This is a genomic window from Pseudomonas sp. FP818, assembly GCF_030687335.1.
Taxonomy (GTDB): domain Bacteria; phylum Pseudomonadota; class Gammaproteobacteria; order Pseudomonadales; family Pseudomonadaceae; genus Aquipseudomonas; species Aquipseudomonas shahriarae.
The window spans coordinates 2,725,221-2,747,113 of sequence record NZ_CP117427.1 but is presented as its reverse complement, the minus strand read 5'-3'; the positions used below and the strand labels follow the sequence as shown (position 1 = coordinate 2,747,113).

General features: G+C 62.3%; 18 protein-coding genes and 3 pseudogenes. 15 read left to right on the top strand and 6 right to left on the bottom strand.

Annotated features, from left to right (window positions below; translation table 11 throughout):
• The first annotated feature begins 84 nt into the window (after window positions 1–84).
• From PSH80_RS12355 to PSH80_RS12345, 3 genes are all read left to right on the top strand, one after another.
• Window positions 85–480 (top strand): hypothetical protein, encoded by a 396-nt coding sequence (locus tag PSH80_RS12355; protein ID WP_305420368.1) that lies wholly within the window; start codon window positions 85–87, stop codon window positions 478–480.
• A 156-nt stretch (window positions 481–636) separates the two neighbouring features.
• Window positions 637–1,263 (top strand): LysE family translocator, encoded by a 627-nt coding sequence (locus PSH80_RS12350; RefSeq protein ID WP_057438400.1) that lies wholly within the window; start codon window positions 637–639, stop codon window positions 1,261–1,263.
• A gap of 161 nt (window positions 1,264–1,424) precedes the next feature.
• Window positions 1,425–2,387, top strand: a complete 963-nt coding sequence (locus PSH80_RS12345) for an arsenic resistance protein (RefSeq protein WP_305420366.1) — start codon at window positions 1,425–1,427, stop codon at window positions 2,385–2,387.
• Here PSH80_RS12345 and yddG read toward each other — a convergent pair.
• Window positions 2,384–3,274 (bottom strand): aromatic amino acid DMT transporter YddG, encoded by an 891-nt coding sequence (gene yddG / locus PSH80_RS12340; protein WP_057438397.1) that lies wholly within the window; start codon window positions 3,272–3,274, stop codon window positions 2,384–2,386. The genes PSH80_RS12345 and yddG overlap by 4 nt on opposite strands.
• A gap of 865 nt (window positions 3,275–4,139) precedes the next feature.
• On the opposite strand from yddG, the gene mexE reads away from it, so the two are divergent.
• The 3 genes and pseudogenes from mexE (at window position 4,140) to PSH80_RS12325 (ending at window position 9,993) form a co-directional block, all read left to right on the top strand.
• Window positions 4,140–5,384 carry a multidrug efflux RND transporter periplasmic adaptor subunit MexE gene (gene mexE / locus PSH80_RS12335; RefSeq protein WP_057959775.1) on the top strand — a complete coding sequence of 415 codons (1,245 nt, stop codon included), beginning with the start codon at window positions 4,140–4,142 and terminating at the stop codon, window positions 5,382–5,384.
• 15 nt (window positions 5,385–5,399) lie between these two features.
• Window positions 5,400–8,581: pseudogene (locus tag PSH80_RS12330) on the top strand (efflux RND transporter permease subunit).
• On the top strand, window positions 8,578–9,993 hold the full coding sequence (locus PSH80_RS12325; protein ID WP_057959735.1) for an efflux transporter outer membrane subunit: 1,416 nt from the start codon (window positions 8,578–8,580) through the stop codon (window positions 9,991–9,993). The pseudogene PSH80_RS12330 and the gene PSH80_RS12325 overlap by 4 nt, the downstream one beginning before the upstream one ends.
• 151 nt (window positions 9,994–10,144) lie before the next feature.
• Here PSH80_RS12325 and PSH80_RS12320 read toward each other — a convergent pair whose 3' ends face one another.
• Complete coding sequence (locus PSH80_RS12320; protein ID WP_305420363.1) at window positions 10,145–11,161, bottom strand: AraC family transcriptional regulator; 1,017 nt, start codon at window positions 11,159–11,161, stop codon at window positions 10,145–10,147.
• Between the two features lie 189 nt (window positions 11,162–11,350).
• Here PSH80_RS12320 and efeU point away from each other — a divergent pair, with 189 nt between their 5' ends.
• From efeU to PSH80_RS12295, 5 genes are all read left to right on the top strand, one after another.
• On the top strand, window positions 11,351–12,184 hold the full coding sequence (gene efeU, locus PSH80_RS12315; protein WP_115128163.1) for an iron uptake transporter permease EfeU: 834 nt from the start codon (window positions 11,351–11,353) through the stop codon (window positions 12,182–12,184).
• Between the two features lie 9 nt (window positions 12,185–12,193).
• Window positions 12,194–13,390 carry an iron uptake system protein EfeO gene (gene efeO / locus PSH80_RS12310; protein ID WP_370693725.1) on the top strand — a complete coding sequence of 399 codons (1,197 nt, stop codon included), beginning with the start codon at window positions 12,194–12,196 and terminating at the stop codon, window positions 13,388–13,390.
• Between the two features lie 14 nt (window positions 13,391–13,404).
• Complete coding sequence (efeB, locus tag PSH80_RS12305; RefSeq protein ID WP_057959776.1) at window positions 13,405–14,694, top strand: iron uptake transporter deferrochelatase/peroxidase subunit; 1,290 nt, start codon at window positions 13,405–13,407, stop codon at window positions 14,692–14,694.
• Between the two features lie 23 nt (window positions 14,695–14,717).
• Window positions 14,718–15,530, top strand: coding sequence for an iron uptake system protein EfeO (gene efeO / locus PSH80_RS12300; protein ID WP_115128161.1), 813 nt, complete (start codon window positions 14,718–14,720; stop codon window positions 15,528–15,530).
• A gap of 336 nt (window positions 15,531–15,866) precedes the next feature.
• Window positions 15,867–17,063, top strand: a complete 1,197-nt coding sequence (locus PSH80_RS12295; protein ID WP_057444795.1) for an MFS transporter — start codon at window positions 15,867–15,869, stop codon at window positions 17,061–17,063.
• On the opposite strand, the gene pssA is transcribed toward PSH80_RS12295, so the two are convergent.
• A complete protein-coding gene (gene pssA, locus PSH80_RS12290) occupies window positions 17,060–18,403 on the bottom strand; it encodes a CDP-diacylglycerol--serine O-phosphatidyltransferase (RefSeq protein ID WP_057440111.1) in 1,344 nt (447 codons plus the stop codon). The two genes, PSH80_RS12295 and pssA, sit on opposite strands and share 4 nt — an antisense overlap.
• A 125-nt stretch (window positions 18,404–18,528) precedes the next feature.
• On the opposite strand from pssA, the gene PSH80_RS12285 reads away from it, so the two are divergent.
• Both PSH80_RS12285 and PSH80_RS12280 read left to right on the top strand, forming a co-directional pair.
• The gene (locus tag PSH80_RS12285) at window positions 18,529–19,092 is read left to right on the top strand and encodes a TetR/AcrR family transcriptional regulator (protein WP_305420358.1); all 564 of its coding nucleotides are present in this window, start codon (window positions 18,529–18,531) and stop codon (window positions 19,090–19,092) included.
• Between the two features lie 44 nt (window positions 19,093–19,136).
• On the top strand, window positions 19,137–19,616 hold the full coding sequence (locus PSH80_RS12280; protein ID WP_057440109.1) for a nuclear transport factor 2 family protein: 480 nt from the start codon (window positions 19,137–19,139) through the stop codon (window positions 19,614–19,616).
• Between the two features lie 51 nt (window positions 19,617–19,667).
• Here the strand turns inward: PSH80_RS12280 and PSH80_RS12275 are convergent, their stop codons facing one another.
• The 3 genes from PSH80_RS12275 to PSH80_RS12265 form a co-directional block, all read right to left on the bottom strand.
• Complete coding sequence (locus PSH80_RS12275) at window positions 19,668–20,825, bottom strand: PQQ-dependent sugar dehydrogenase (RefSeq protein ID WP_120732949.1); 1,158 nt, start codon at window positions 20,823–20,825, stop codon at window positions 19,668–19,670.
• An 18-nt stretch (window positions 20,826–20,843) separates the two neighbouring features.
• Entirely contained in the window at window positions 20,844–21,161 is a 318-nt protein-coding gene (locus PSH80_RS12270) for a hypothetical protein (RefSeq protein WP_120732947.1), read from the bottom strand.
• Between the two features lie 154 nt (window positions 21,162–21,315).
• Window positions 21,316–21,477, bottom strand: a complete 162-nt coding sequence (locus PSH80_RS12265; RefSeq protein ID WP_240435990.1) for a hypothetical protein — start codon at window positions 21,475–21,477, stop codon at window positions 21,316–21,318.
• On the opposite strand from PSH80_RS12265, the pseudogene PSH80_RS12260 reads away from it, so the two are divergent.
• A pseudogene (locus tag PSH80_RS12260) lies at window positions 21,413–21,544 on the top strand (Ku protein); the annotation flags it as partial. The gene PSH80_RS12265 and the pseudogene PSH80_RS12260 sit on opposite strands and share 65 nt — an antisense overlap.
• Window position 21,545: 1 nt before the next feature.
• A pseudogene (gene ligD / locus PSH80_RS12255) lies at window positions 21,546–21,884 on the top strand (ATP-dependent DNA ligase); the annotation flags it as partial.
• Window positions 21,885–21,893 lie beyond the last annotated feature (9 nt).

Below are 21,893 nucleotides of genomic sequence, written 5' to 3'. Positions count from 1 at the left end.
CCGGAACCCAAATGGCTGAATCACTCACTGAGTTGAGCGATCAGGCAACCCCCTGATCCCCTCAACAACACTTAGGAATCCAGCATGATCAACAGCGCTCCATATCAGCCATCAACGGCCCTCTCAGCCAATGCTCAACCACAGATTGAAGAGCTGCGCATGCCCCCCGAGCCAGGCATGCCGAATCGGCAAACTGTGCGCGTCAGCGTAGCCAATGAACACGTATTCCCGACGGCCGAAAGCTTTCATAAACTGGCCGATTCACTGGGTATTGAAAACGTCAGCGTGTCAATCGGCGCACCTCACTTCGCTGACTATGTAACCCCACCGAAAAATGTGTGGCCCGTCAGCATTCATTTCAGGCCAGACCTGCCCGACGAAAAGTTCAGCCCTGTGCAATTGGAGAAAGTGAACCGGTTTGATCAGCAGATTGACGCAGAACTGCAGCGAAACAAAATCGTAGATCTGGGGCCGCAGTGATGTCGCGGCGTCGAGAGGATTGAACCGTATTCGTGGCGACTACGCCATGCCCTGAGAAGGCGCTAATTCCAAAAAACCTGTGGGAGCAGACTTGATCTTGGAGGCCTCGCAGGAGCACGATGGCCTCCCTCCCCCCTCGACGAAAGGACTCTCGTTATGTTCCCCCTGGAAATCTGGCTGACCTATACCGCCGCCTGCCTGTTGCTGGTGCTCTCCCCCGGGCCGGACAATCTGCTGGCCATCGCCAGGGGCCTGAGCCAGGGGCGTATGGCTGCCGCCATTTCGGGGATCGCGTCGGGTACCGGGATTCTGTTTCACGTGGCCACCGCATCGCTGGGCTTGACCCTGCTGATGCAGACATCCGCCGTGGCCTTCTGGGTGGTCAAAGTCATCGGCGCCAGCTACCTGTTGTGGCTGGGCATCAAGGTCTTGCGTTCGCGCAGCCTGATCAACTTCAAACCGGCGGCGCGGCAACCGCTCAAAAACATCTTCCTCACCGGCTTCCTTTCGGCGGCGCTGAACCCTAAGCCTGGGCTGTTTGTGCTCGCGTTCATTCCGCAGTTCGTCAACCCGTCATTGGGTTCGGTCACCGTGCAAATGATGGTCTATGGCGCCTGGTTCGCCGCATTGACCGCCCTGGGCTTTGCGCTCATGGGGATCTTTGCGACGCGCCTGTCGACATGGCTGCAGCGCAAGCCAAAAGTGGTCAATGGCCTGAATGTGGGCGCCGGACTGACCTTCGTCGCGTCCGGGCTTTCGGTAGCGGCACTCAGTCAAAAATAGACCGGACCAAAGACTGGATGGCCTGCCTGTGCGCCAGACATTGCAGCGCGCGCTGGGCTTACACGGGGGCGATCCGGCGGGCGGACATGGCGGCCGCGCGCCGGGCTGTGTTTTCGATTACCCTGCACGGCGCAAACAGCCCCCCGTGACAAGGACACCCCGTGACCCGAGAACAACTTGAGCACAACCAGATCCCCGTCTACCTCGTCGCCGTGATCGGCGCGGTGCTCGGCGGTCTGCTCGCCCCACAGGCCGCACCGGCTCTTGGCGCCCTGGTAACCCCGACGATTGCCGTGCTGATGTACGCCATGTTCCTGCAGATCCCGTTTCTGCAGTTGCGCCAGGGGCTCGCCAATAAACGCTTTATGGCGGCACTGCTGATTGCCAACTTTGTCTTGATCCCCCTGCTGGTCTGGGGCCTGACCCGTGGCTTGAGCGAGCGTCCGGCGCTGCTGATCGGCGCGTTGCTGGTGCTGCTCACGCCGTGCATCGACTACGTAGTGGTGTTTACCCATATCGGCAAAGGCGATGCGCGGCTGACGCTGGCCGCCACCCCCGTCTTGCTGTTGCTGCAGTTGGCGCTGCTGCCGCTGTACCTGGCGTTGCTGCCGGGCGTAGAGGCGGCGGTGGCAATCCCCATCGGCCCATTTGTCGAGGCGTTTTTGCTGCTGATCGTGGTGCCATTGCTGCTGGCGGTACTGACCAGCGCCGGGGCCCGGCGCTCGCGCCTGGTCGAACGCTGGAACGACGCCTGGGCGTGGATGCCGGTGCCGGCCATGGCGGCGGTGCTGATCGTGGTGATAGTTTCGCAGATCGCGTTTGTCGCGCAGGAGCTCGAACAGTTGCTGCCGGTGGTGCCGGTCTACTTAGGCTTTATGCTACTGGCGCCAATGGTCGGGGCGCTCACGGCCTGGGGCTTTCGTCTGCCGGCAAGCACCGCGCGTTCGGTGACATTCAGCAGTGCAACCCGCAACTCACTGGTGGTCCTGCCGCTGGCGCTGGCACTGCCGGCAGATATCCGCGCCCTGGCCGCCGCTGCCGTTATCACCCAGACCTTGATCGAGCTGGTGTGTGAGCTGATCTATATCCGCGTGATCCCGGCCCTGGTCTGGCGCAGCCGCTAGGATTGCGCACGTGTCGCGTGCCAGCACACCAGTGAACCGGCGGTCACCAGCACCGCCCCCTGCCAGAACTGCGGGGTGAGGTGGGCGCCCAGCCACAGCGCGGCGAAGGCCGAGGACAGTACCGGCGCGCCATAGGACGCGGTCGCCAGCAACGTCAGGTTGCCGCGTAGGATGCCGATATTCCACAGTGCATAGCCGCCCGCCATGGCCACACCGGTGGCCAGCAACTCCAGGCTGTTGCCCAGGCTGAAGGCCGGCAGCACCTCGGCACTGAAGGCGTATTTCACCCACAGTACGGCGGCGGTGAGGATGAAAAACAGCACCACCAGGTTTTGCCCGCCGGCATAGCGCCGCGTGACGTTGCAATACAAGGCGAAAGTAATCGCGCAGCCCAGGGCCAGGCTGTAACTCAGGGGGTTGGATTGCACATTGGCGACGATGGTTGCGAGCGCCAGGCCATCGCCACTGACCACCCACAGAATGCCAAACAGCGCCAGCGCCGAGCCTGGCACGATGATCCAGCGCGCCCTTTGGCCATTCATGACGATTGCCAGCAGCACTGTCAGGCACGGCCAGAGGTAGTTCACCACCCCCAGCTCAATCGCCTGGTTGCGGTTGCTGGCAAACCCCAGAGCCAGGGACAGGCAGACCTCGTAGGCCACGAACAAGCCACTGCCCATGATCAGATAAGGCCAGGACGTGGCACGCAGGCGCGGCCGCCCCAACCAGGCCAGCAGCAGGATGGCGCCCAAGGTGTAGATCAACGCCGCACCGCCCAGTGGCCCGAACAGCTCACTGACACTGCGGATCAACCCGGCGGCGGTGCTCCATAAAATGATCGCGACCAAACCACACACCGTCGCGGCCCGTTCAACCCTGATCTGCATGGATGCCTCTCTGTGAATGTCCCCAACCGCAGCGCCTGCGGCACAAAGGCCGCAACGGTACACGCTTGGGCTATTGCTTGTCTCCTTGTGGGAACCACAACAAAGGAATCTCATTGAGGGCAGAAATTCTGGCCACGCCACACCTCAAATGTGGGAGCCGGCTTGCCTGCGATGGCGGTGGATCAGTCGACACATCCCTACTTGACCTACCGCCATCGCGGGCAAGCCCGCTCCCACAGGGGGAACTCAGCGAACAGAAGATTGTGGCCACATCACAAGTCAAATGTGGGAGCTGGCTTGCCTGCGATGGCGGTGGGTCAGTCGACACATCCTTACTTGACCTACCGCCATCGCTGGCAAGCCCGCTCCCACAGGGGGAACTCAGCGAACAGAAAATTGTGGCCACACCACAAGTCAAATGTGGGAGCTGGCTTGCCTGCGATGGCGGTGGGTCAGTCGACACATCCTTACTTGACCTACCGCCATCGCGGGCAAGCCCGCTCCCACAGGGGGAACTCAGCGAACAGAAAATTGTGGCCACACCACACCTCAAATGTGGGAGCTGGCTTGCCTGCGATAGCGGTAGGTCAGTCGACACATCCCTACTTGCCCCTCCGCTATCGCGGACAAGCCCGCCCACAGGGTGATCTCTTTAGGGCAGGATTTCTTGGTTGGTTGCAGTTCGCACAACGGTGTCTTGTCATCAATGGGATTGATAGCCCCCTAACGAAACCCCCATCCTAGAGGGCTTGGCCGGCCCTTATATCATTCCGAATGATAGTTACCTTTGTTTCATTCGATTCGTGAGCGAGCACGCTGCCGAGCATGATCCGCCCATCTCAAATACATTTGGCGGATGCACCTCATGGAACAGTCACTCAAACATTTGCGCTATCCCCTGGCCCTTTTGGCCGTGCTGGTGATGAGCGCATGCGGCAAGGCCCCCGAGCAAGCGGCCGCCATGCCCGCCAGCAAAGTCAGCGTTGCCAAGGTCCTGGAACAACCGGTCAATGAATGGGACGAGTTCACCGGCCGCCTGGAAGCCCCGGAAACCGTACAGATCCGCCCACGCGTGTCGGGTCAGATCGACCAGGTCGCCTTTACTGAAGGCGCACTGGTGAAAAAAGGCGACCTGCTGTTCCAGATCGACCCGCGTCCGTTCCAGGCTGAAGTCCGCCGTCTGGAAGCCCAGCTTCAACAAACCAAAGCCGCCGCATCGCGCAGTGACAACGAGGCCCAGCGTGGCGAGCGCTTGCGCCAGAGCAATGCGATTTCCGCCGAACTGGCCGACTCGCGCACCACCGCCGCCCAGGAAGCCCGCGCCGCGGTGGCCGGGATCCAGGCGCAACTTGACCTGGCCCGCCTGAACCTCAGTTTCACCCGCGTCACCTCGCCCATCAGTGGCCGTGTCAGCCGCGCCGCAATCACCGCCGGCAACCTGGTGACCGCCGATGTCACCGAGCTGACCAGCGTGGTCTCCACCGACAAGGTCTACGCCTACTTCGACGCCGATGAGCGCGTGTACCTCAAGTACACCGAACTGGCGCGCCAGGGCCGTCGCGGCGCCACCACCCCGGTGTACCTGGGCCTGTCCAATGAAGACGGCAACCCGCACCTGGGCCAGATGAACTTTGTCGACAACCAGGTCAACCCGGCCACCGGTACCATCCGCGGCCGCGCGGTGTTCGATAACAGTGACGGGCGTTTCACCCCCGGCCTGTATGCGCGCCTCAAGTTGGTCGGCAGCGGCACCTACTCTGCCGTGCTGATCACCGACGAAGCCGTGGGCACCGACCTGGGCAAGAAGTTTGTGCTGGTGATGGACGCCGACAACAAGTCCGCCTACCGCGCCGTGGAACTGGGGCCGAAGATCGAAGGCTTGCGCATCGTGCGCAGCGGCCTGAGCAAGGACGACACCATCATCGTCAAGGGCCTGCAGCGGGTACGTCCGGGTTCGCCGGTTGCCCCAGAAACCATCCCGATGGCCAGCCAGGCAACCCTCGCCGCCCTGGCCCAACAACGACAAGCGCTTGAAGCCAGCAACCTGGAGCAAGTGGCGCCGGATAAAGCCGCGCCCAAGCTCGCCAGTGTCGCGATTCCACGCGGTTAAGGGACTACACACCAGATGAATTTTTCCAAGTTCTTCATATCGCGGCCGATCTTCGCAGCGGTGCTATCGCTGCTGATTCTGATCGCCGGCGCGATCTCGCTGTTCCAACTGCCGATCAGCGAATACCCGGAAGTGGTACCGCCAACCGTGGTGGTGCGCGCCAACTTCCCCGGCGCCAACCCCAAGGTCATCGGCGAAACCGTGGCCTCGCCGCTGGAACAGGCGATCACCGGCGTCGAGAACATGCTCTACATGTCCTCGCAGTCGACCGCCGACGGCAAGCTCACCCTGACCATCACCTTCGCCCTGGGCACTGACCTGGATAACGCGCAGGTGCAGGTGCAAAACCGTGTGACGCGCACTCAGCCCAAACTGCCTGAGGAAGTGACGCGCATCGGTATCACCGTGGACAAGGCCTCCCCCGACCTGACCATGGTCGTGCACTTGACCTCCCCGGACCAGCGCTACGACATGCTCTACCTGTCCAACTACGCGATCCTCAATATCAAGGATGAATTGGCGCGGCTGGGCGGCGTGGGTGATGTGCAGTTGTTCGGCATGGGCGATTACTCCCTGCGGGTGTGGCTGGACCCGAACAAGACCGCCTCGCGCAACCTGACTGCCACCGATGTGGTGACCGCGATCCGCGAACAGAACCGCCAGGTGGCCGCCGGCGCCCTGGGCGCGCAGCCTGCGCCCAACGACACCAGCTTCCAATTGTCGGTCAATACCCAAGGCCGCCTGGTCACCGAGGAAGAGTTTGAAAACATTGTGATTCGCGCCGGCGACAACGGTGAGATCACGCGCCTCAAGGACATCGCCCGTGTTGAGCTGGGCTCCAGCCAATATGCCCTGCGCTCGCTGATCGACAATCAGCCGGCGGTGGCGATTCCGATCTTCCAGCGCCCGGGCTCCAATGCCATCGACATCTCCAATGATGTGCGCAGCAAAATGGCCGAGCTGAAAAAGAGCTTCCCCGAAGGCATGGACTACCGCATCGCCTACGACCCGACCGTGTTTGTGCGCGGCTCGATCGAGGCGGTGGTGCACACCTTGTTCGAGGCGTTGATCCTGGTAGTGCTGGTAGTGATCCTGTTCCTGCAGACCTGGCGTGCGTCGATCATCCCCCTGGTCGCGGTGCCGGTGTCGTTGATCGGCACCTTTGCGGTAATGCACCTGTTCGGCTTCTCCCTCAATGCGCTGTCGCTGTTCGGCCTGGTGCTGGCCATCGGCATCGTGGTGGACGACGCCATCGTGGTGGTGGAGAACGTCGAACGTAACATCGAGCTGGGCCTGGAGCCCTTCCCGGCCACCGAAAAAGCCATGAGCGAAGTGACCGGGCCGATCATTGCCACGGCGCTGGTGCTGTGTGCGGTGTTTATTCCGGCCGCCTTTATCAGTGGCTTGACCGGGCAGTTCTACAAGCAGTTTGCCCTGACCATCGCCATCTCCACCGTGATTTCGGCATTCAACTCCCTGACCCTGTCGCCGGCCCTGGCAGCGGTCTTGCTGCGCAGCCATGACGCGCCGAAAGACCGGTTCTCCAGGTTCCTCGACAAGCTCTTCGGTGGTTGGCTGTTCCGCCCGTTCAACCGTTTCTTCGAAAAGGCCAGCCATGGCTATGTAGGCACCGTGCGCCGAGTGATTCGCGGCACCGGTATCGCGCTGTTCGTGTATGGCGGCCTGATGGTGCTGACCTTCTTCGGCTTTGCCCACACACCGACCGGTTTCGTACCGGCCCAGGACAAGCAATACCTGGTGGCCTTCGCCCAGTTGCCGGACGCCGCCAGCCTGGACCGCACCGAAAACGTGATCAAGCGCATGTCCGACATCGCCTTGAAACAGCCCGGCGTGGAAAGCGCCATCGCCTTCCCGGGCCTGTCGATCAATGGGTTCACCAACAGCCCGAACAGCGGCATCGTGTTCGTGACGTTGAAACCGTTCGGCGAGCGTAAAGACCCAAGCATGTCCGCCGGGGCGATTGCCGGGGCGCTGAACGGCAAGTACGCCGATATCCAGGAAGCCTACATGGCGATCTTCCCACCGCCGCCGGTACAGGGCCTGGGCACTATCGGCGGGTTCCGCCTGCAGGTCGAAGACCGTGGCAACCTGGGCTACGAGGAACTGTACAAAGAAGTACAGAACGTCATCGCCAAGAGCCACAACGTGCCGGAACTGTTTGGCCTGTTCACCAGCTACACGGTCAACGTGCCCCAGGTCGATGCTGCTATCGACCGGGAAAAGGCCAAGACCCACGGCGTGGCGATCAGCGACATCTTCGACACCCTGCAGATCTACCTGGGCTCGTTGTATGCCAACGACTTCAACCGCTTTGGCCGGACCTATCAGGTCAACGTGCAGGCTGAACAGCAGTTCCGCCTGGACCAGGATCAGATCGGCCAATTGAAAGTGCGCAACAACAAGGGCGAGATGATCCCGCTGGCGACCTTTATCAAGGTCAGCGACACCTCGGGGCCGGACCGCGTGATGCACTACAACGGCTTTATCACCGCCGAGATCAACGGCAACGCTGCACCCGGCTACAGCTCGGGCCAGGCAGAGGCAGCGATCGAAAAACTGCTCAAAGAGGAACTGCCCAACGGCATGACCTACGAGTGGACCCGACCTGACGTACCAGCAAATCCTCTCGGGCAACACCGCGCTGTTCGTGTTCCCGCTCTGCGTACTGCTGGCGTTTCTGGTACTGGCCGCCCAGTACGAAAGCTGGAGCCTGCCACTGGCGGTGATCCTGATCGTACCGATGACCCTGCTGTCGGCTATTACCGGGGTGATTCTGTCCGGTGGCGACAACAACATCTTTACCCAGATCGGCTTGATCGTACTGGTGGGATTGGCCTGTAAGAACGCGATTCTGATCGTCGAGTTCGCCAAGGATAAACAGGAAGAAGGCCTCGACCCGCTGGCTGCGGTGCTGGAAGCCTGCCGCCTGCGTCTGCGGCCGATCCTGATGACCTCGTTCGCCTTCATCATGGGCGTGGTGCCCCCTGGTGTTCTCCAGCGGTGCCGGTGCCGAGATGCGTCATGCCATGGGCGTGGCGGTGTTCTCCGGGATGATCGGGGTGACCTTCTTCGGCCTGTTGCTGACGCCGGTGTTCTACGTGTTGATCCGCCGTTATGTGGAGCGCAGCGAAGCACGCAAAGCGGCCAAGGCCTTGCAGCTGGAGACACAGCAATGAGTGTGAAAGTGTTCCTGCCGAGCCTGCTGGTACTGGCGCTCGCCGCCTGTGCCGTCGGCCCGGACTATAAAGCCCAGCAGCTGGAGGCGGCCAATATCACGGCCGCCACCGATGCCAAGCAGTACGACCACGCCAAGTTCGAAGGCATCTGGTGGCAGCAGTTCGAGGACCCGATCCTCAACCAGTTGGTGACCCAATCGTTGAGCGGCAACCGAGACCTGCGGGTAGCGTTTGCCCGCCTGCGAGCTGCCCGGGCGATTCGCGATGACGCCAGCAATGACGCGATGCCGACCATCACCAGCCGTGCCAGCAGCGATTTGGCCAAGGGCCAGATCCCAGGCCAGACCACCCGCCGGGTCAATAGCGAACGCTATGACCTGGGCCTGGACATGGCTTGGGAACTGGACCTGTTTGGCCGCATCCAGCGCAACCTCGAAGCCAGTGACGCTGACCAGCAGGCTGCCGAAGCCGACCTCTATCAACTGCAGGTCAGCATGATTGCCGAACTGGTGGACGCCTACGGCCAACTGCGCGGGGCGCAACTGCGGGAAAAAATCGCCCTGGCCAACCTGAAGAACCAGCAGGATTCGCGCACCATCACCGAAAGCCTGCGAGACGCCGGCGTCGGCGACCAACTGGACGTGGTGCGTGCCGATGCGCGCCTGGCAGCGGTCGAAGCCAGCGTGCCGCAATTGCAGGCCGAGCAGGTGCGCGAGCGCAATCGCATCGCCACCCTCCTCGGCCAGCGCCCGGACAAACTCAGCGTGGACCTGAGCCCGGCCAACCTGCCGGCGATTGCCAAGGCCTTGCCGATTGGTGACCCGGGGCAGTTGCTGCAACGGCGCCCGGACATTCTCAGTGCCGAACGCAAACTGGCGGCCGCCACCGCGCGAATCGGCGTGGCCAAGGCCGACCTGTTTCCACGGGTCAGCCTCAGTGGTTTCCTCGGGTTTACCGCTGGCCGTGGCTCGCAGATCGGCTCATCCGCCGCCAATGCCTGGGCCCTGGGCCCGAGCATCACCTGGGCCGCCTTTGACCTGGGCAGCGTACGCGCCCGCTTGCGCGGTGCGGATGCCGAAGCCGATGGCGCCCTGGCCACCTACGAGCAGCAAGTGCTGCTGGCGTTGGAAGAGTCAGAGAACGCCTTCAGCGACTACGGCAAGCGGCAGCAGCGCCTGGTGTCGCTGATCCGCCAGAGCGAATCGAGCCGTGCCGCGGCCGACCTGGCGCAGATTCGCTACCGCGAAGGCACCGCCGACTTCCTCGTGCTGCTCGACGCCCAACGTGAACGCCTGGCGGCCGAAGACGCCCAGGCCCTGGCCGAAGTGGACCTGTATCGCGGCATCGTGGCGATCTACAAGGCGTTGGGTGGCGGCTGGCAGCCGGAGACGGTGGTCGCCAGCGCAAAATGATGTAAAGAGCTCCTTTGGTTGGTCGCATCCAACCAATTTTTGCCCCGTGGTCCATTCGGTCACGGGGCTTTTTTTGCCTGCGTGAAACCGGTCAAACCCTTTGCTTAAAGACGGTCACAAAGATCAAAGGTGGGAGCTGCGCTGATCCAACTCAGCTGGATTCCGTGAGGATCAAGCTGCGGTAATGCCCGGGATTGGAGCCCGACCATTTGCGAAAGGCCTTGTAGAACGAGCTCACATCGGCAAAACCCAGGCGGCTGGCGATCTCGGCAAAGCTGATATCGGCCTCGGCCAGCCACACCACTGCCAGCTCCTTGCGCACGCTGTCCTTGAGCCCCTGGTACGTCTGCCCTTCTTCGGCCAAGCGCCGACGCAGCGTCGAGGCAGACATGCACAACTCATGGGCCAGGCTGTCGGTTTCCGGCCACTGTTGGGCCGGGCGCTGGCGCAGGTCGTGTTTGATGCGCATCGCCAGGCTGTCCGGGTCGCGGTATTTGACCAGGATGTTGGCGGGCGCCTGGGCCAGGAAGCGCTTGAGTTCCTCGGGGCTGCGCTTGACCGGCAGGTCGAGGCAGTCTGCCGAAAAGATCATGCGGGTACGGGTGCGATCAAAACGCAGGTTGTCGGAAAACATCACCTGGTAATCATCACAAAATGCCGGCTGCGCACTGCGCAATTCGATGGCCAGGATCGGGATGCGTCGGCCGGCCAGCCAGCAGGCGACGCCGTGGACGATCATCCAATAGCAAAAGTAGGTAAACGCGCGCCGTGCTTCCGGCTCAGGTTCCAGCAGCACGATTTCCGCCAGGCTTTGCTGACGCACCAGCTGCGCGGGAAGGTGCTCAAGCATCAACGACAGGAAGCCCAGGCCGGTTTCCAGCGCCTCGCCCAGGGTGGGCTGGGCCATGGAGGCACGACACAAAAACCCCAGGCTGCCCGACTTCAACTTGCGCGGGTCCATGCCAAAGAACTCATCATCCCGGCGCCGCGCCAGCAAGCGCCAGAGCCGCGCGTACGCCAGCGCCGGAACCCGGGCGGCGGGCTGCTCCAGCAACGCGGGGTCGATCCCGACCTTGCTCAGGGCCTCCCACGTCGCCGCACCGGGGGCGCAACTCTGCAACAGGGCTTCACGAACCAGGTGGATGGAGATTGTGTCTTTTTCCGACATGGGCCAGGGCTCAATCTTGTAGGTCGGCCATTGTAGGAGCGTGTTGGCTTGTAAGGAACACATACCCCACGCAGCAACGACATAGAGGGCTGTTCAGGCCGCGTTCAGAAAACGTCAAGATCCTCTGTTTAGCAATGAGTATCATTATGTTACAACTTAGCACCCTAACTAATTACGTTGCGGTGCCCGATGCTCGTCCCCTTTCTCATCATGCTGCGCGAAGGCATTGAAGCCGCATTGATCGTTGGCATCATCGCCAGCTACCTGCAACAGACCGGCCGTGGCCAATGGATGCCAGCGGTATGGATCGGCGTATTTCTCGCCGCCGCTTTGGCCCTGCTGGTCGGCGGTGGCCTGGAGTTGGTCAGCGCCGAGTTCCCGCAAAAACAGCAAGAGCTGTTCGAAGGCATTGTCGGCCTGGTCGCCGTGGGGATTCTCAGCTCCATGGTGTTCTGGATGCGCAAGGTCGCACGCTCGATCAAGCACTCCCTGCACCAGTCCCTGGATCATGCGTTGGCCGGCTCGCGCAACCAGGTGCTTGCCCTGATCGCCATGGTGTTTTTCGCCGTGGCCCGTGAAGGCCTGGAGACGGTGTTCTTCTTGCTGGCGGTGTTCCAACAGAGCGAAGGCCCCGCCGCGCCCATCGGCGCCCTGCTCGGCCTGGTGCTGGCGATCATCGTCGGGTTCCTGATCTACAGCGGCAGCATGCGCCTGAACCTCGGTGCGTTCTTTCGCTGGACCGGGCTGTTCATCCTGGTGGTGGCCGCCGGGATCCTTGCCAACTCGGTGCAGGCCCTGCATGAAGCCGGGGTGTGGAACCACCTGCAAGGCGTGCTGTTCGATTTCAGCGCAACCCTGCCGATGGATGGCCCGCTGGGTTCGGTGCTGGCCGGCATGTTCGGCTACCAGGACGCACCGACCGTCAGCACCCTGGGCGCCTACCTGATTTACCTGGTACTGGCGCTGGCGATGTTCTTTATGCCCGCCGCGCCAGCCACCTCTTCTTCCGTCTCCAGCCAGTAAGGTCGTCCCTTGCCAAACCCAGCCCCTGCCTCACCACCCCGCGCGTTGCGTTGGGCGGTCGCCGGTTCGGTGATCGTGATGATCGCCGCCGGCGGCCTGTTCTACTACGCCGCGCAATTGGCCGCCGCCAAGCGCCAGGTCAATCACAACGAAATCGCCGTGATCATCCACGCCCACGCCTGCGAACCCAACACCCTGACCGTACCGGCGGGCCGTGCGAGTTTTCGCATCATCAACCGTTCGGATCGCGCGGTGGAGTGGGAAATCCTTGACGGCGTGCTGGTGGTCGAAGAGCGCGAAAACATTGCGCCGGGCTTGAGCCAGGTGATCAACGCCAACCTGCTGCCGGGCGACTACGCCATCACCTGTGGCCTGTTGAGCAACCCACGCGGCACCCTGCGTGTAACCCCGACGGCCGAGTCTGACGCCCAGGCCAAAGCCAAGCCCTCGATGGTGGCCTTTATCGGCCCGCTGTCGGAGTTTCGCGTGTACCTGAGCAGCCAGGGTGGCGCTTTGATCAAGGCCGTCAGCGCCCTTGAACAAGCGATTGCCGCCGGCGACCTGGCCCAGGCCCAGGCCCTGTACCTGCCGGCTCGCGAGGCTTACCAACAACTGGCCCCGGCGGCCCAGCGCCTGGCCGAGCTGGACAACGCGATCAATGCCCGCGCCGATTACTTCGAGAAGCGTGAACAAGACCCGGCCTTCAGCGGCTTCCATCGCCTGGAATATGGCCTGTTCGAGCAGCACACTCTCGGCGACCTGACACCGATTGCCCAGCGTCTGCTGGCCGATGTCACCACCCTCAAGCAACAGTTGTTGGCGCAGTCGCTGCCGCCCGAGCAACTGGTCAGCATCCTGGTGCGCAACCTCAACAGCCTGGCCGACGTGCGCGCCGCCAGTGGCGAAGAGGAGCGCTACAGCCACCTCGACCTCAACGGTTTTGCCGCCAACCTGACGGTGACGCGCAAGGTGGTGGACCTGATGCGGCCGCTGTTGACCAAGTCCGCCGCCGACCTGCTGCCGGGAGTTGATAGCGCGATCAACGCCTTCGCCGCGCAACTCGACGACTTGCAGGTCGATGGCCATTACCGCAGCTACAACCGCGTTACCGCCGCTCAGCGCCAGCTGATCGCCGACAAGGCCAAGGCTCTGGCCGCCGCACTCGATGGAATCGACCCAGCCCTTGGCCTCTCCGGCCTTAAGTGAAGACGACCAAACACATGAGTGATTCACCACAGTTCAACGCCCAACGCCGCCGTGTGTTGCTCGGGATGGCCGCCACCGGCGCCGCGATTGCCGGCAGCAGCCTCAGTTGCCCGGCAATGGCAGCCGGCGCAGCCCAGGTCACCACCGCGCCCAGCAGCGAAAAAACCCAGGACCACCAGGCCTTCCACGGCAAGCACCAGAGCGGCATCGTCACCCCGCGCCCGGCCTGCGGCATGCTGGTAGCGTTCGACGTCCTGGCCAGCGACCGCGAAGACCTGGAGCGCCTGTTTCGCACCCTCAACCAGCGCATCCGTTTTTTGATGACCGGCGGCAGCGTGCCGCAAGTCGACCCGAAACTGCCGCCCAGCGACTCCGGGATCCTCGGCCCCGTGGTCAGCCCGGATAACCTGACCATCACCGTATCGGTGGGTGAATCGCTGTTCGACGAGCGTTTCGGCCTGGCCGCCGCCAAACCCAAGCGCCTGATCCGCATGGTCGGCTTCCCCAACGACGCCCTGGAACCGGCGCAGTGCCACGGTGACTTGAGCCTGCAGTTCAGCTCCAACACCCCCGACACCAATATCCACGCCCTGCGCGATATCGTGAAAAACCTGCCGGACCTGCTGCTGGTGCGCTGGAAACAGGAAGGCAGCGTACCGCCCCAGGCCCCTGCCCGTGCCGGGCAACCGGCGCAGAGCGCACGCAACTTCCTGGGTTTTCGCGATGGCTCGGCCAACCCCGACTCCAACGACACCAAAACCATGGACCAACTGGTCTGGGTCCAGCCCGGCAGTGATGAGCCCGCGTGGGCCGCCCATGGTAGCTACCAGGCGGTACGGATCATCCGCAATTTCGTCGAACGCTGGGACCGCACGCCCTTGCAGGAGCAGGAAAGCATCATCGGCCGGATCAAGACCAGCGGCGCGCCCATGGACGGTCACAGCGAAGCCCAGGTGCCCGACTACAGCAAGGATCCGGCCGGCAAACTGACCAAGCTCGATGCCCATATCCGCCTGGCCAACCCGCGCACGGCCGCGACCCAGGCCAACCTGATCCTGCGTCGGCCGTTCAACTACTCCAACGGCGTCAACAAGAACGGCCAACTGGACATGGGCCTGTTGTTTATCTGCTATCAGGCGGACCTGGAGAAAGGCTTTATCAGCGTACAAACCCGGCTCAATGGCGAGCCCCTGGAGGAATACCTCAAGCCAGTGGGCGGCGGGTATTTCTTCACCTTGCCGGGCGCCACCGGGCCGCAGGATTTCATCGGCCGAACCTTGCTGCACAGCACTGCCAAGACCTAACCCTCCACAGCGGAAACCGCCCCATGAACATGTCATCTCTTGCGTTGTTATTGAGCCTTTCTCCGCTCGCGGCCTTTGCCGCGCCGGCGCCCCTGGATCTGGTGGGCCCGGTGTCGGACTACAAGATCTATGTCACCGACAAGATCGAGGAACTGGTGACCCAGACCCAGGCCTTCACCGACGCGGTGAAAAAAGGTGACCTGGCCACCGCGAAAAAACTCTACGCGCCCACCCGCGTTTACTACGAATCCATCGAGCCCATCGCCGAGCTGTTCAGCGACCTCGATGCATCGATCGACTCACGGGTCGACGACCACGAAAAAGGTGTGAAAGCCGAAGACTTCACCGGCTTCCACCGCATTGAATACAGCCTGTTTGCCGAAAACACTACCCAGGGCCTGGGCACCCTTGCCGACGGCTTGAACACGGACGTCAAGGATCTGCAAACCCGCGTTGCCGGTCTGACCTTCCCGCCGGAAAAAGTCGTCGGCGGCGCTGCCGCATTGCTCGAAGAAGTGGCCGCCACGAAGATTTCCGGCGAAGAAGACCGCTACAGCCACACCGACCTGTATGACTTCCAGGGCAATATCGACGGAGCGAAGAAGATCGTCGACCTGTTCCGTGGGCAGATCGAACAGCAGGACAAGGCGTTTTTGGCCAAGGTCGACAAGAACTTCGCCACGGTGAACACCATCCTGGCCAAATACAAAACTGCCGATGGCGGCTTTGAAACCTACGACAAGGTCAAGGAAAGCGACCGCAAGGCCCTGGTGGGCCCGGTCAACACCCTGGCCGAAGACCTGTCGACCCTGCGTGGCAAACTGGGTTTGAACTGACACCTCAACGCTAGCGGCTCTGAGCCTGACCCACCGCCATCGCGGGCAAGCCCGCTCCCACAGGGGTCTCAGCGAGCAGAAAATGTTCGCCACACCACAAATCAAATGTGGGGGCTCAAAGGTGCAGAAAATGTTCGCCACACCACAATCAAATGTGGGAGCTGGCTTGCCTGCGATGGCGGTGGTTCAATCACCGCCCAGAGTGACTGAAGCACCGCCATCGCAGGCAAGCCCACTCCCACAGCTGTAGATCCCTATCATCCGGGTTAATCGCGCTGTGCGTTTAACCGTCTTACCTATAACGTTCCATAGATTCCCACTCACGGAAGATTTCCCATGCCTCATTCGGCCACCCGCCTTGATGCCGCCCCGCCCACTCCCTTCAACCTGCGCCCCCTGCTGCTGGCCAATATGGCCTGCACCATGGCGATGATGGCGTTTGTCTCGCTGATCGGCCCCATCGCGCGGGTGCTGGGGCTGGCGACCTGGCAGGCCGGCGCGGCGGTGACGGTGTCCGGTGTGATCTGGATGCTTTTGGCGCGGCCCTGGGGCCAGGCCAGTGATCGCCTGGGTCGGCGGCGCGTGCTGTTGCTGGGCACCGGGGGCTTCACCCTGGCCTATTGGGCCCTGTGCGTGTTTATCGACGCCTCCCTGCAACTGCTGCCCTCGGCGATGCTGGCATTTATCGGGCTGGTGCTCGGGCGCGGGTTGATCGGGGTGTTTTACGCGGCGATCCCAGTGGGGGGCTATGCGCTGATCGCGGACAATATCGAGCCGGCCCATCGCGCCAAGGCCATGGCCTCGCTGGGGGCGGCCAACGCCTGTGGCCTGGTGTTGGGCCCGGCGATTGCCGCGCTGCTGGCCCGCCACAGCCTGAGCCTGCCGTTTTATGTGATGGCGCTGCTGCCGATGCTCGGGTTTCTGGTGTTGCTGATGAAGCTGCCGCGCCAGGAATTGCACCTCAAACAACCGCCCAAGGCCGTCAACCTCTCGGACCCACGCTTGCGCCGGCCATTGGTCGTGGCCTTTGCGGCGATGCTCTGCGTGTCGATTGCCCAGATCACGGTGGGCTTTTTTGCCCTGGATCGCCTGCAGATGAACCCCGCCGACGCCGCACAAACCGCCGGGATCGCCCTGACCATGGTCGGCCTGGCCTTGATCTGCTCGCAATTGCTGGTGCGCAAGCTGGAATGGCCACCCCTGCGATTGATCCGCGTCGGCGCGCTTGTTTCGGCCCTGGGGTTTGCCGGGAGCATGTTCGCCGATACGGCGTGGATCCTCTGGCTGTGTTTCTTCGTCTCGGCGGCCGGCATGGGCTGGATCTTCCCATCGTTCGCCGCCCTGGCGGCCAACGCGGTGGACGCCTCGGAACAAGGCGCCACTGCCGGATCGGTGGGGGCGGCGCAAGGGCTGGGCGTGGTGGTCGGGCCGCTGGCCGGGACCCTGATCTATGCCGTTGAACCGCGGCTACCCTACCTGGTCGCCGCTGCCCTGCTGTTGCTCATTGCGCTCTGGCCGGCACCGCGCCACTAGAGGATCCGGTAAAGCAAGCGCTCGACTCGGACGCGACTGACCCGGCGCAGGAACTTGCCGACGGCTTCGGGGTAATCCACCAGTGTCTGCAACTGCTGGTAGCCCTGGATCCGCGTGGTGTGCTGGAAAATGTCCTCCAGCTCGCGGCGCCGTGGCGCCAACCACTGGCCCTGGGGATCGTCGATCAGCAGGGCGTTTTCCAGGTCCAGGCGAAAGGCCCGGGGGTTGAGGTTATTGCCGGTGAGCAAGGTATAGCGTTCGTCGACCCACATGCCCTTGAGGTGATAGGTGTTATCCCCGTCGCGCCACAGGTGCAGGTTGAGTTGGCCACTGTCGATCATGCGCTGGTGGCGCTTGGCAAAGCGGCGCAGGCTGATTTCGTAGAGATACGGCAGCGCGGCGATGATTTTGAAAGGCTCGCTGGGCGGGATGTAGAAGTCGTTGGCGGTCTTGTCGCCAACGATGATGTCGATCTTCACCCCACGGGCCAGGGCCCGGTTGATTTCCCGGGTCACCGGCAGTGGCAGGTTGAAATACGGGGTGCAGATGGTCAACTGCCGCTGGGCACTGGCGATCAGCTCGCAGATCACCCGGCTCAGCGGGTTGTTCTTGCCCACTCCCAACAACGGGCTGACCGACAACCCACCAATCCCAGCCTGGCCGGCCGTGGTGTCATAGGTCGCGTGCTTGAGCCGGCTGCGCAGGTCGCCGATGTCATTGCGCAGGCTGCGGGTGGTGGGCAGGTTGGGCAGGTCCAGGCGGTGTACCGCCTTGGCCGCCACCAGGCCGTGTTCCACCAGGTGCTGCATGGAGTCGGCCAATGGCTTGTTGTGGATCAGGTGATAGCGGTCGAAGCGGTATTTATCGAACTTGTGCAGATACACATTGTTCAGGCTGGCGCCGCTGTACAGCACGCTGTCGTCGATCACGAAGCCCTTCAGATGCAGCACGCCAAACAGCTCGCGGGTCTGCACCGCCACCCCATACACCGGCACATGTGTCGGATGTGACTGAGTCATTGCCTGGTACCAGGCGCTGTTGCCCGGCTGCTTGCCCGCACCGATCAACCCGCGCTGGGCACGCAGCCAATCCACCATCACCACAATATCCAGTTCGGGCCGTGCGGCCTTGGCGGCGTGCAGCGCGTCAAACACCTCCTGGCCCGCTTCGTCCTGTTGCAGGTACAACGCGACGATGTAGATGCGGTGTTGGGCCTGGGCGATTTGCTCCAGCAGGCAGCGGCGAAACTCGGCGGCGCCGGACAGCACCTCAATCGCGTCGGTGGCCAGGGGGAAACCGCGCAACTTGGGCAACAGGGAACGTTTGAATAACGACGGCATAGGGCTCGCAATGATCGAATCCGAAGAGCCCGAGAGCTTACACCATGGGGGGTCCTCAGGTCTGCCCACTGGCCACTGAAAATAATTGATTGACCAAGAAGAACGATCGTTCTACTGTTTGCAGTATGAACAATATGACCAGCAGTGAAACCCGCGACATTATTCTGGACGTCACCGAAAAGTTGATCTATCGGCACGGCATTGCGGCCACCGGTATGGATCTGTTGGTGAAAACCGCCGGCGTCTCCAGGAAAAGTATCTACCGCTACTTTGCCAATAAGGACGAACTGGTGATCGCCGCCCTGCAGCGGCGCGATGAGCGCTGGTTGCAGTGGCTGCGCAGCGAGGTCGAGCAATACGCCAGCAGCGGCGCCCGCTTGCTCGGCGTGTTCAGCGCTCTGAAGACCTGGTTCGGCTCTGCGGACTTTCGCGGCTGCGCCTTTATCAATACCAGCGGCGAAACCGGTAACCCGCAAGACCCGGTACGTTTACTGGCCAAGGCACACAAACAGAAGCTGTTCGAGTATTTGCTTGAACTGTGCGAGGCACATGGCACCCCGGCCCCGGAGCAGCAGGCCGCGCAACTGCTGATTCTGGTCGATGGCGCCATTACCATCGCCCTGATCATGGGCGATGTCACCGCCGCTGATAATGCGCAATGCATGGCGCATAACTTATTGGCACTTTGAAAGTTGTACGGGTTTAACAACTAACGATCCAAAGGAGCAGTCAAATGACCGCCAATGCACACGTGCGTCCGCCCTTGCCGCCCTTTACCGAGCAATCGGCCATTGAAAAGATCCGTCTCGCCGAAGACGGCTGGAACTCCCGTGACCCGCAACGCGTGTCGCTGGCCTACACCCTGGACACCCAGTGGCGTAACCGCGCCGAATTCGCCCATAACCGCGAGCAGGCCAAGGACTTCCTGACGCGCAAATGGGCCAGGGAACTGGACTACCGCTTGATCAAGGAGTTGTGGGCGTTTACCGGCAACCGCATCGCGGTGCGTTATGCCTATGAATGGCACGACGATTCCGGCAACTGGTTCCGCTCCTACGGCAACGAGAACTGGGAGTTCGACCAGGACGGTCTGATGTCCAATCGGCATGCGTGCATCAATGACATGCCGATCAAGGAAAGCGAACGCAAGTTCCACTGGCCGCTGGGACGGCGCCCGGATGATCATCCGGGGCTGTCCGAACTGGGGCTGTAACCTTGTAGGAGCCGGGGGGCGTCGAGTCCTTGCCGGCTCCTGCAATGCCCGTCAATCCTGCTTCAACCCCACCTGATACAACACGCCATCCTCCTCATCCGTGAGTACGTACAGGAAACCATCCGGGCCCTGGCGTACATCGCGGATACGCGCCTTCAGTTCGCCCAGCAGGCGCTCTTCGTGGACCACCTTGTCGCCCTTGAACTGCAGGCGAATCAGCTCCTGGCTGGCCAGGGCGCCGATAAACAGGTTGTGCTGCCAGGCTTTGAAGCGGTCAGCGTCGTAGAACGCCATGCCGCTGATGGCCGGTGACTTTTCCCACACATGATGGGGGCCGACCGTGCCTTCGGCTGTCTTGCCACGGGCCTCGGGAATCGGCAGCAAGGAATAGTTGATGCCGTGGGTCGCCAGGGGCCAGCCATAGTTCTTGCCACGTTCGATGATATTGATTTCATCGCCGCCACGCGGGCCGTGTTCGTTTTCCCAGAGGGTGCCAGTCCACGGGTTCAGCGCCGCGCCCTGTGGGTTGCGCTGGCCATAGGACCAAATCTCCGGCCGCGCTCCCGGCTGGCCGACAAACGGGTTGTCATCCGGCACGCGACCATCCGGGTAGATGCGCACCACCTTGCCTTGCAGCTTGTCCAGGTCCTGAGCCGTGGGCCGATCGTTGTTCTCGCCCAGGGTCACAAACAGGTAGCCGTCTCGGTCAAACACCAGGCGCGAGCCAAAGTGATTACCGGTAGAGAGCTTGGGCTCCTGGCGCAGGATCACCTGGAAGTCCTTGAGGCCGCTCAAGTCATCGCTCAAACGGCCACGGCCTACCGCCGTGCCGGCCGTACCGCCCTTGCCGCCACCTTCGGCGTAGGACAGGTAGACCAGGCGGTCTTCCTTGAAATCCGGTGACAACACCACATCCAGCAAACCGCCCTGCCCTTTGGCCCAGACCTGCGGCACGCCACTCAATGGCGCCGATAATTTGCCATCACTGCTCACATAGCGCAGCGCGCCTGGCCGCTCGGTGACCAGGAAACCTTGCTTGTCGGGCAAAAACGCCACCGCCCAGGGATGGTCCAGGCCTTTGACAATCGGGGTCGCGGTGAGGCTGCCTTGCTCGCTGGGGAACTGGCGGGTCTCGGCGGCCAACGCGGGCAGCGCGCTTGCCAGGGCGACAGCGCAGCAGGTCGCTAAAAGGGTTTTGCGTAGAAACATACGTGGGGTTCCTTGCGTTCAGGGCCGGCGATTGCCATTGGCATCTTGTGTCGGGGCTGAAGGTTGGGTGGCAGGGCGTGTGGGCACTGCATCACGTTGCGGATAGCGATTGCCGATACCGCCGTTTTCCAGGGTCGGCGGCCGCGGTACCGGCGCGGTGTAGGTACCGCGGGCGGCGGGCGTATTGGGCTGGGTGCCCTGCATGCTATTGGGATTGGCCCGCTTGATCGGGCTGTTATACGGGTTGTTGTTGCCGGGCAGGTTTTGCGCCTGCAACCCGCCACTCAAGGCAAGGCCCAGGGCCAGTACTGCAAGGCTGCGTGTACGGCTGTTCAAGACAAAACCTCTATAGGGCGAGGAATACCTGCATTCGATAACACGCTACGCCCTGGGTTCGGATTTGGTAACTAAATACTTTCCAGGCAGGTGTAACACGGCTTTTCGAATGCCCCTGTGCCAACCGGCCGACAGCCGAAACTTTTGCCAGCGGCTACAGGTCACCTGAAGACCATTCCCCATCAGGAAGCACGGCCATGCCACGGGCAATATGGAAAGGCGCAATCAGCTTCGGCTTGGTACACATCCCCGTGTCGCTGGTCTCGGCCACCTCGGCCCAGGGCGTGGATTTCGACTGGCTGGACAAACGCAGCATGGACCCCGTGGGCTATAAGCGCATCAACAAGATCACCGGCAAGGAAGTCACCGAGGACAACATCGTTGGCCATTGCGCTGTTCATGACACAGCAACTGCCGGAGCGTTTTACCGCCACCAGCGGCCCCAAAAACCGCATCGGCAAGATCTTTATCGACTACCTGCGCAATGGCCGCGGTGCCAGCACCGTCGCCGCCTATTCGGTACGCGCCCGCCCGGGGCTGCCGGTTTCCGTGCCCATCAGCCGAGATGAACTCGACAGCCTGCGCAGCGCCCAGCAATGGAATGTGACGAATTTGCAGGCGCGCTTAAACAGCCTGAAAGCTGATCCCTGGGCGGGTTATGCCAACCGCCAACGGCTCAGCAAGAAGATGTGGCAGAAACTGGGGGCCCAGCCGCCTGAATAGAGCCCCCCG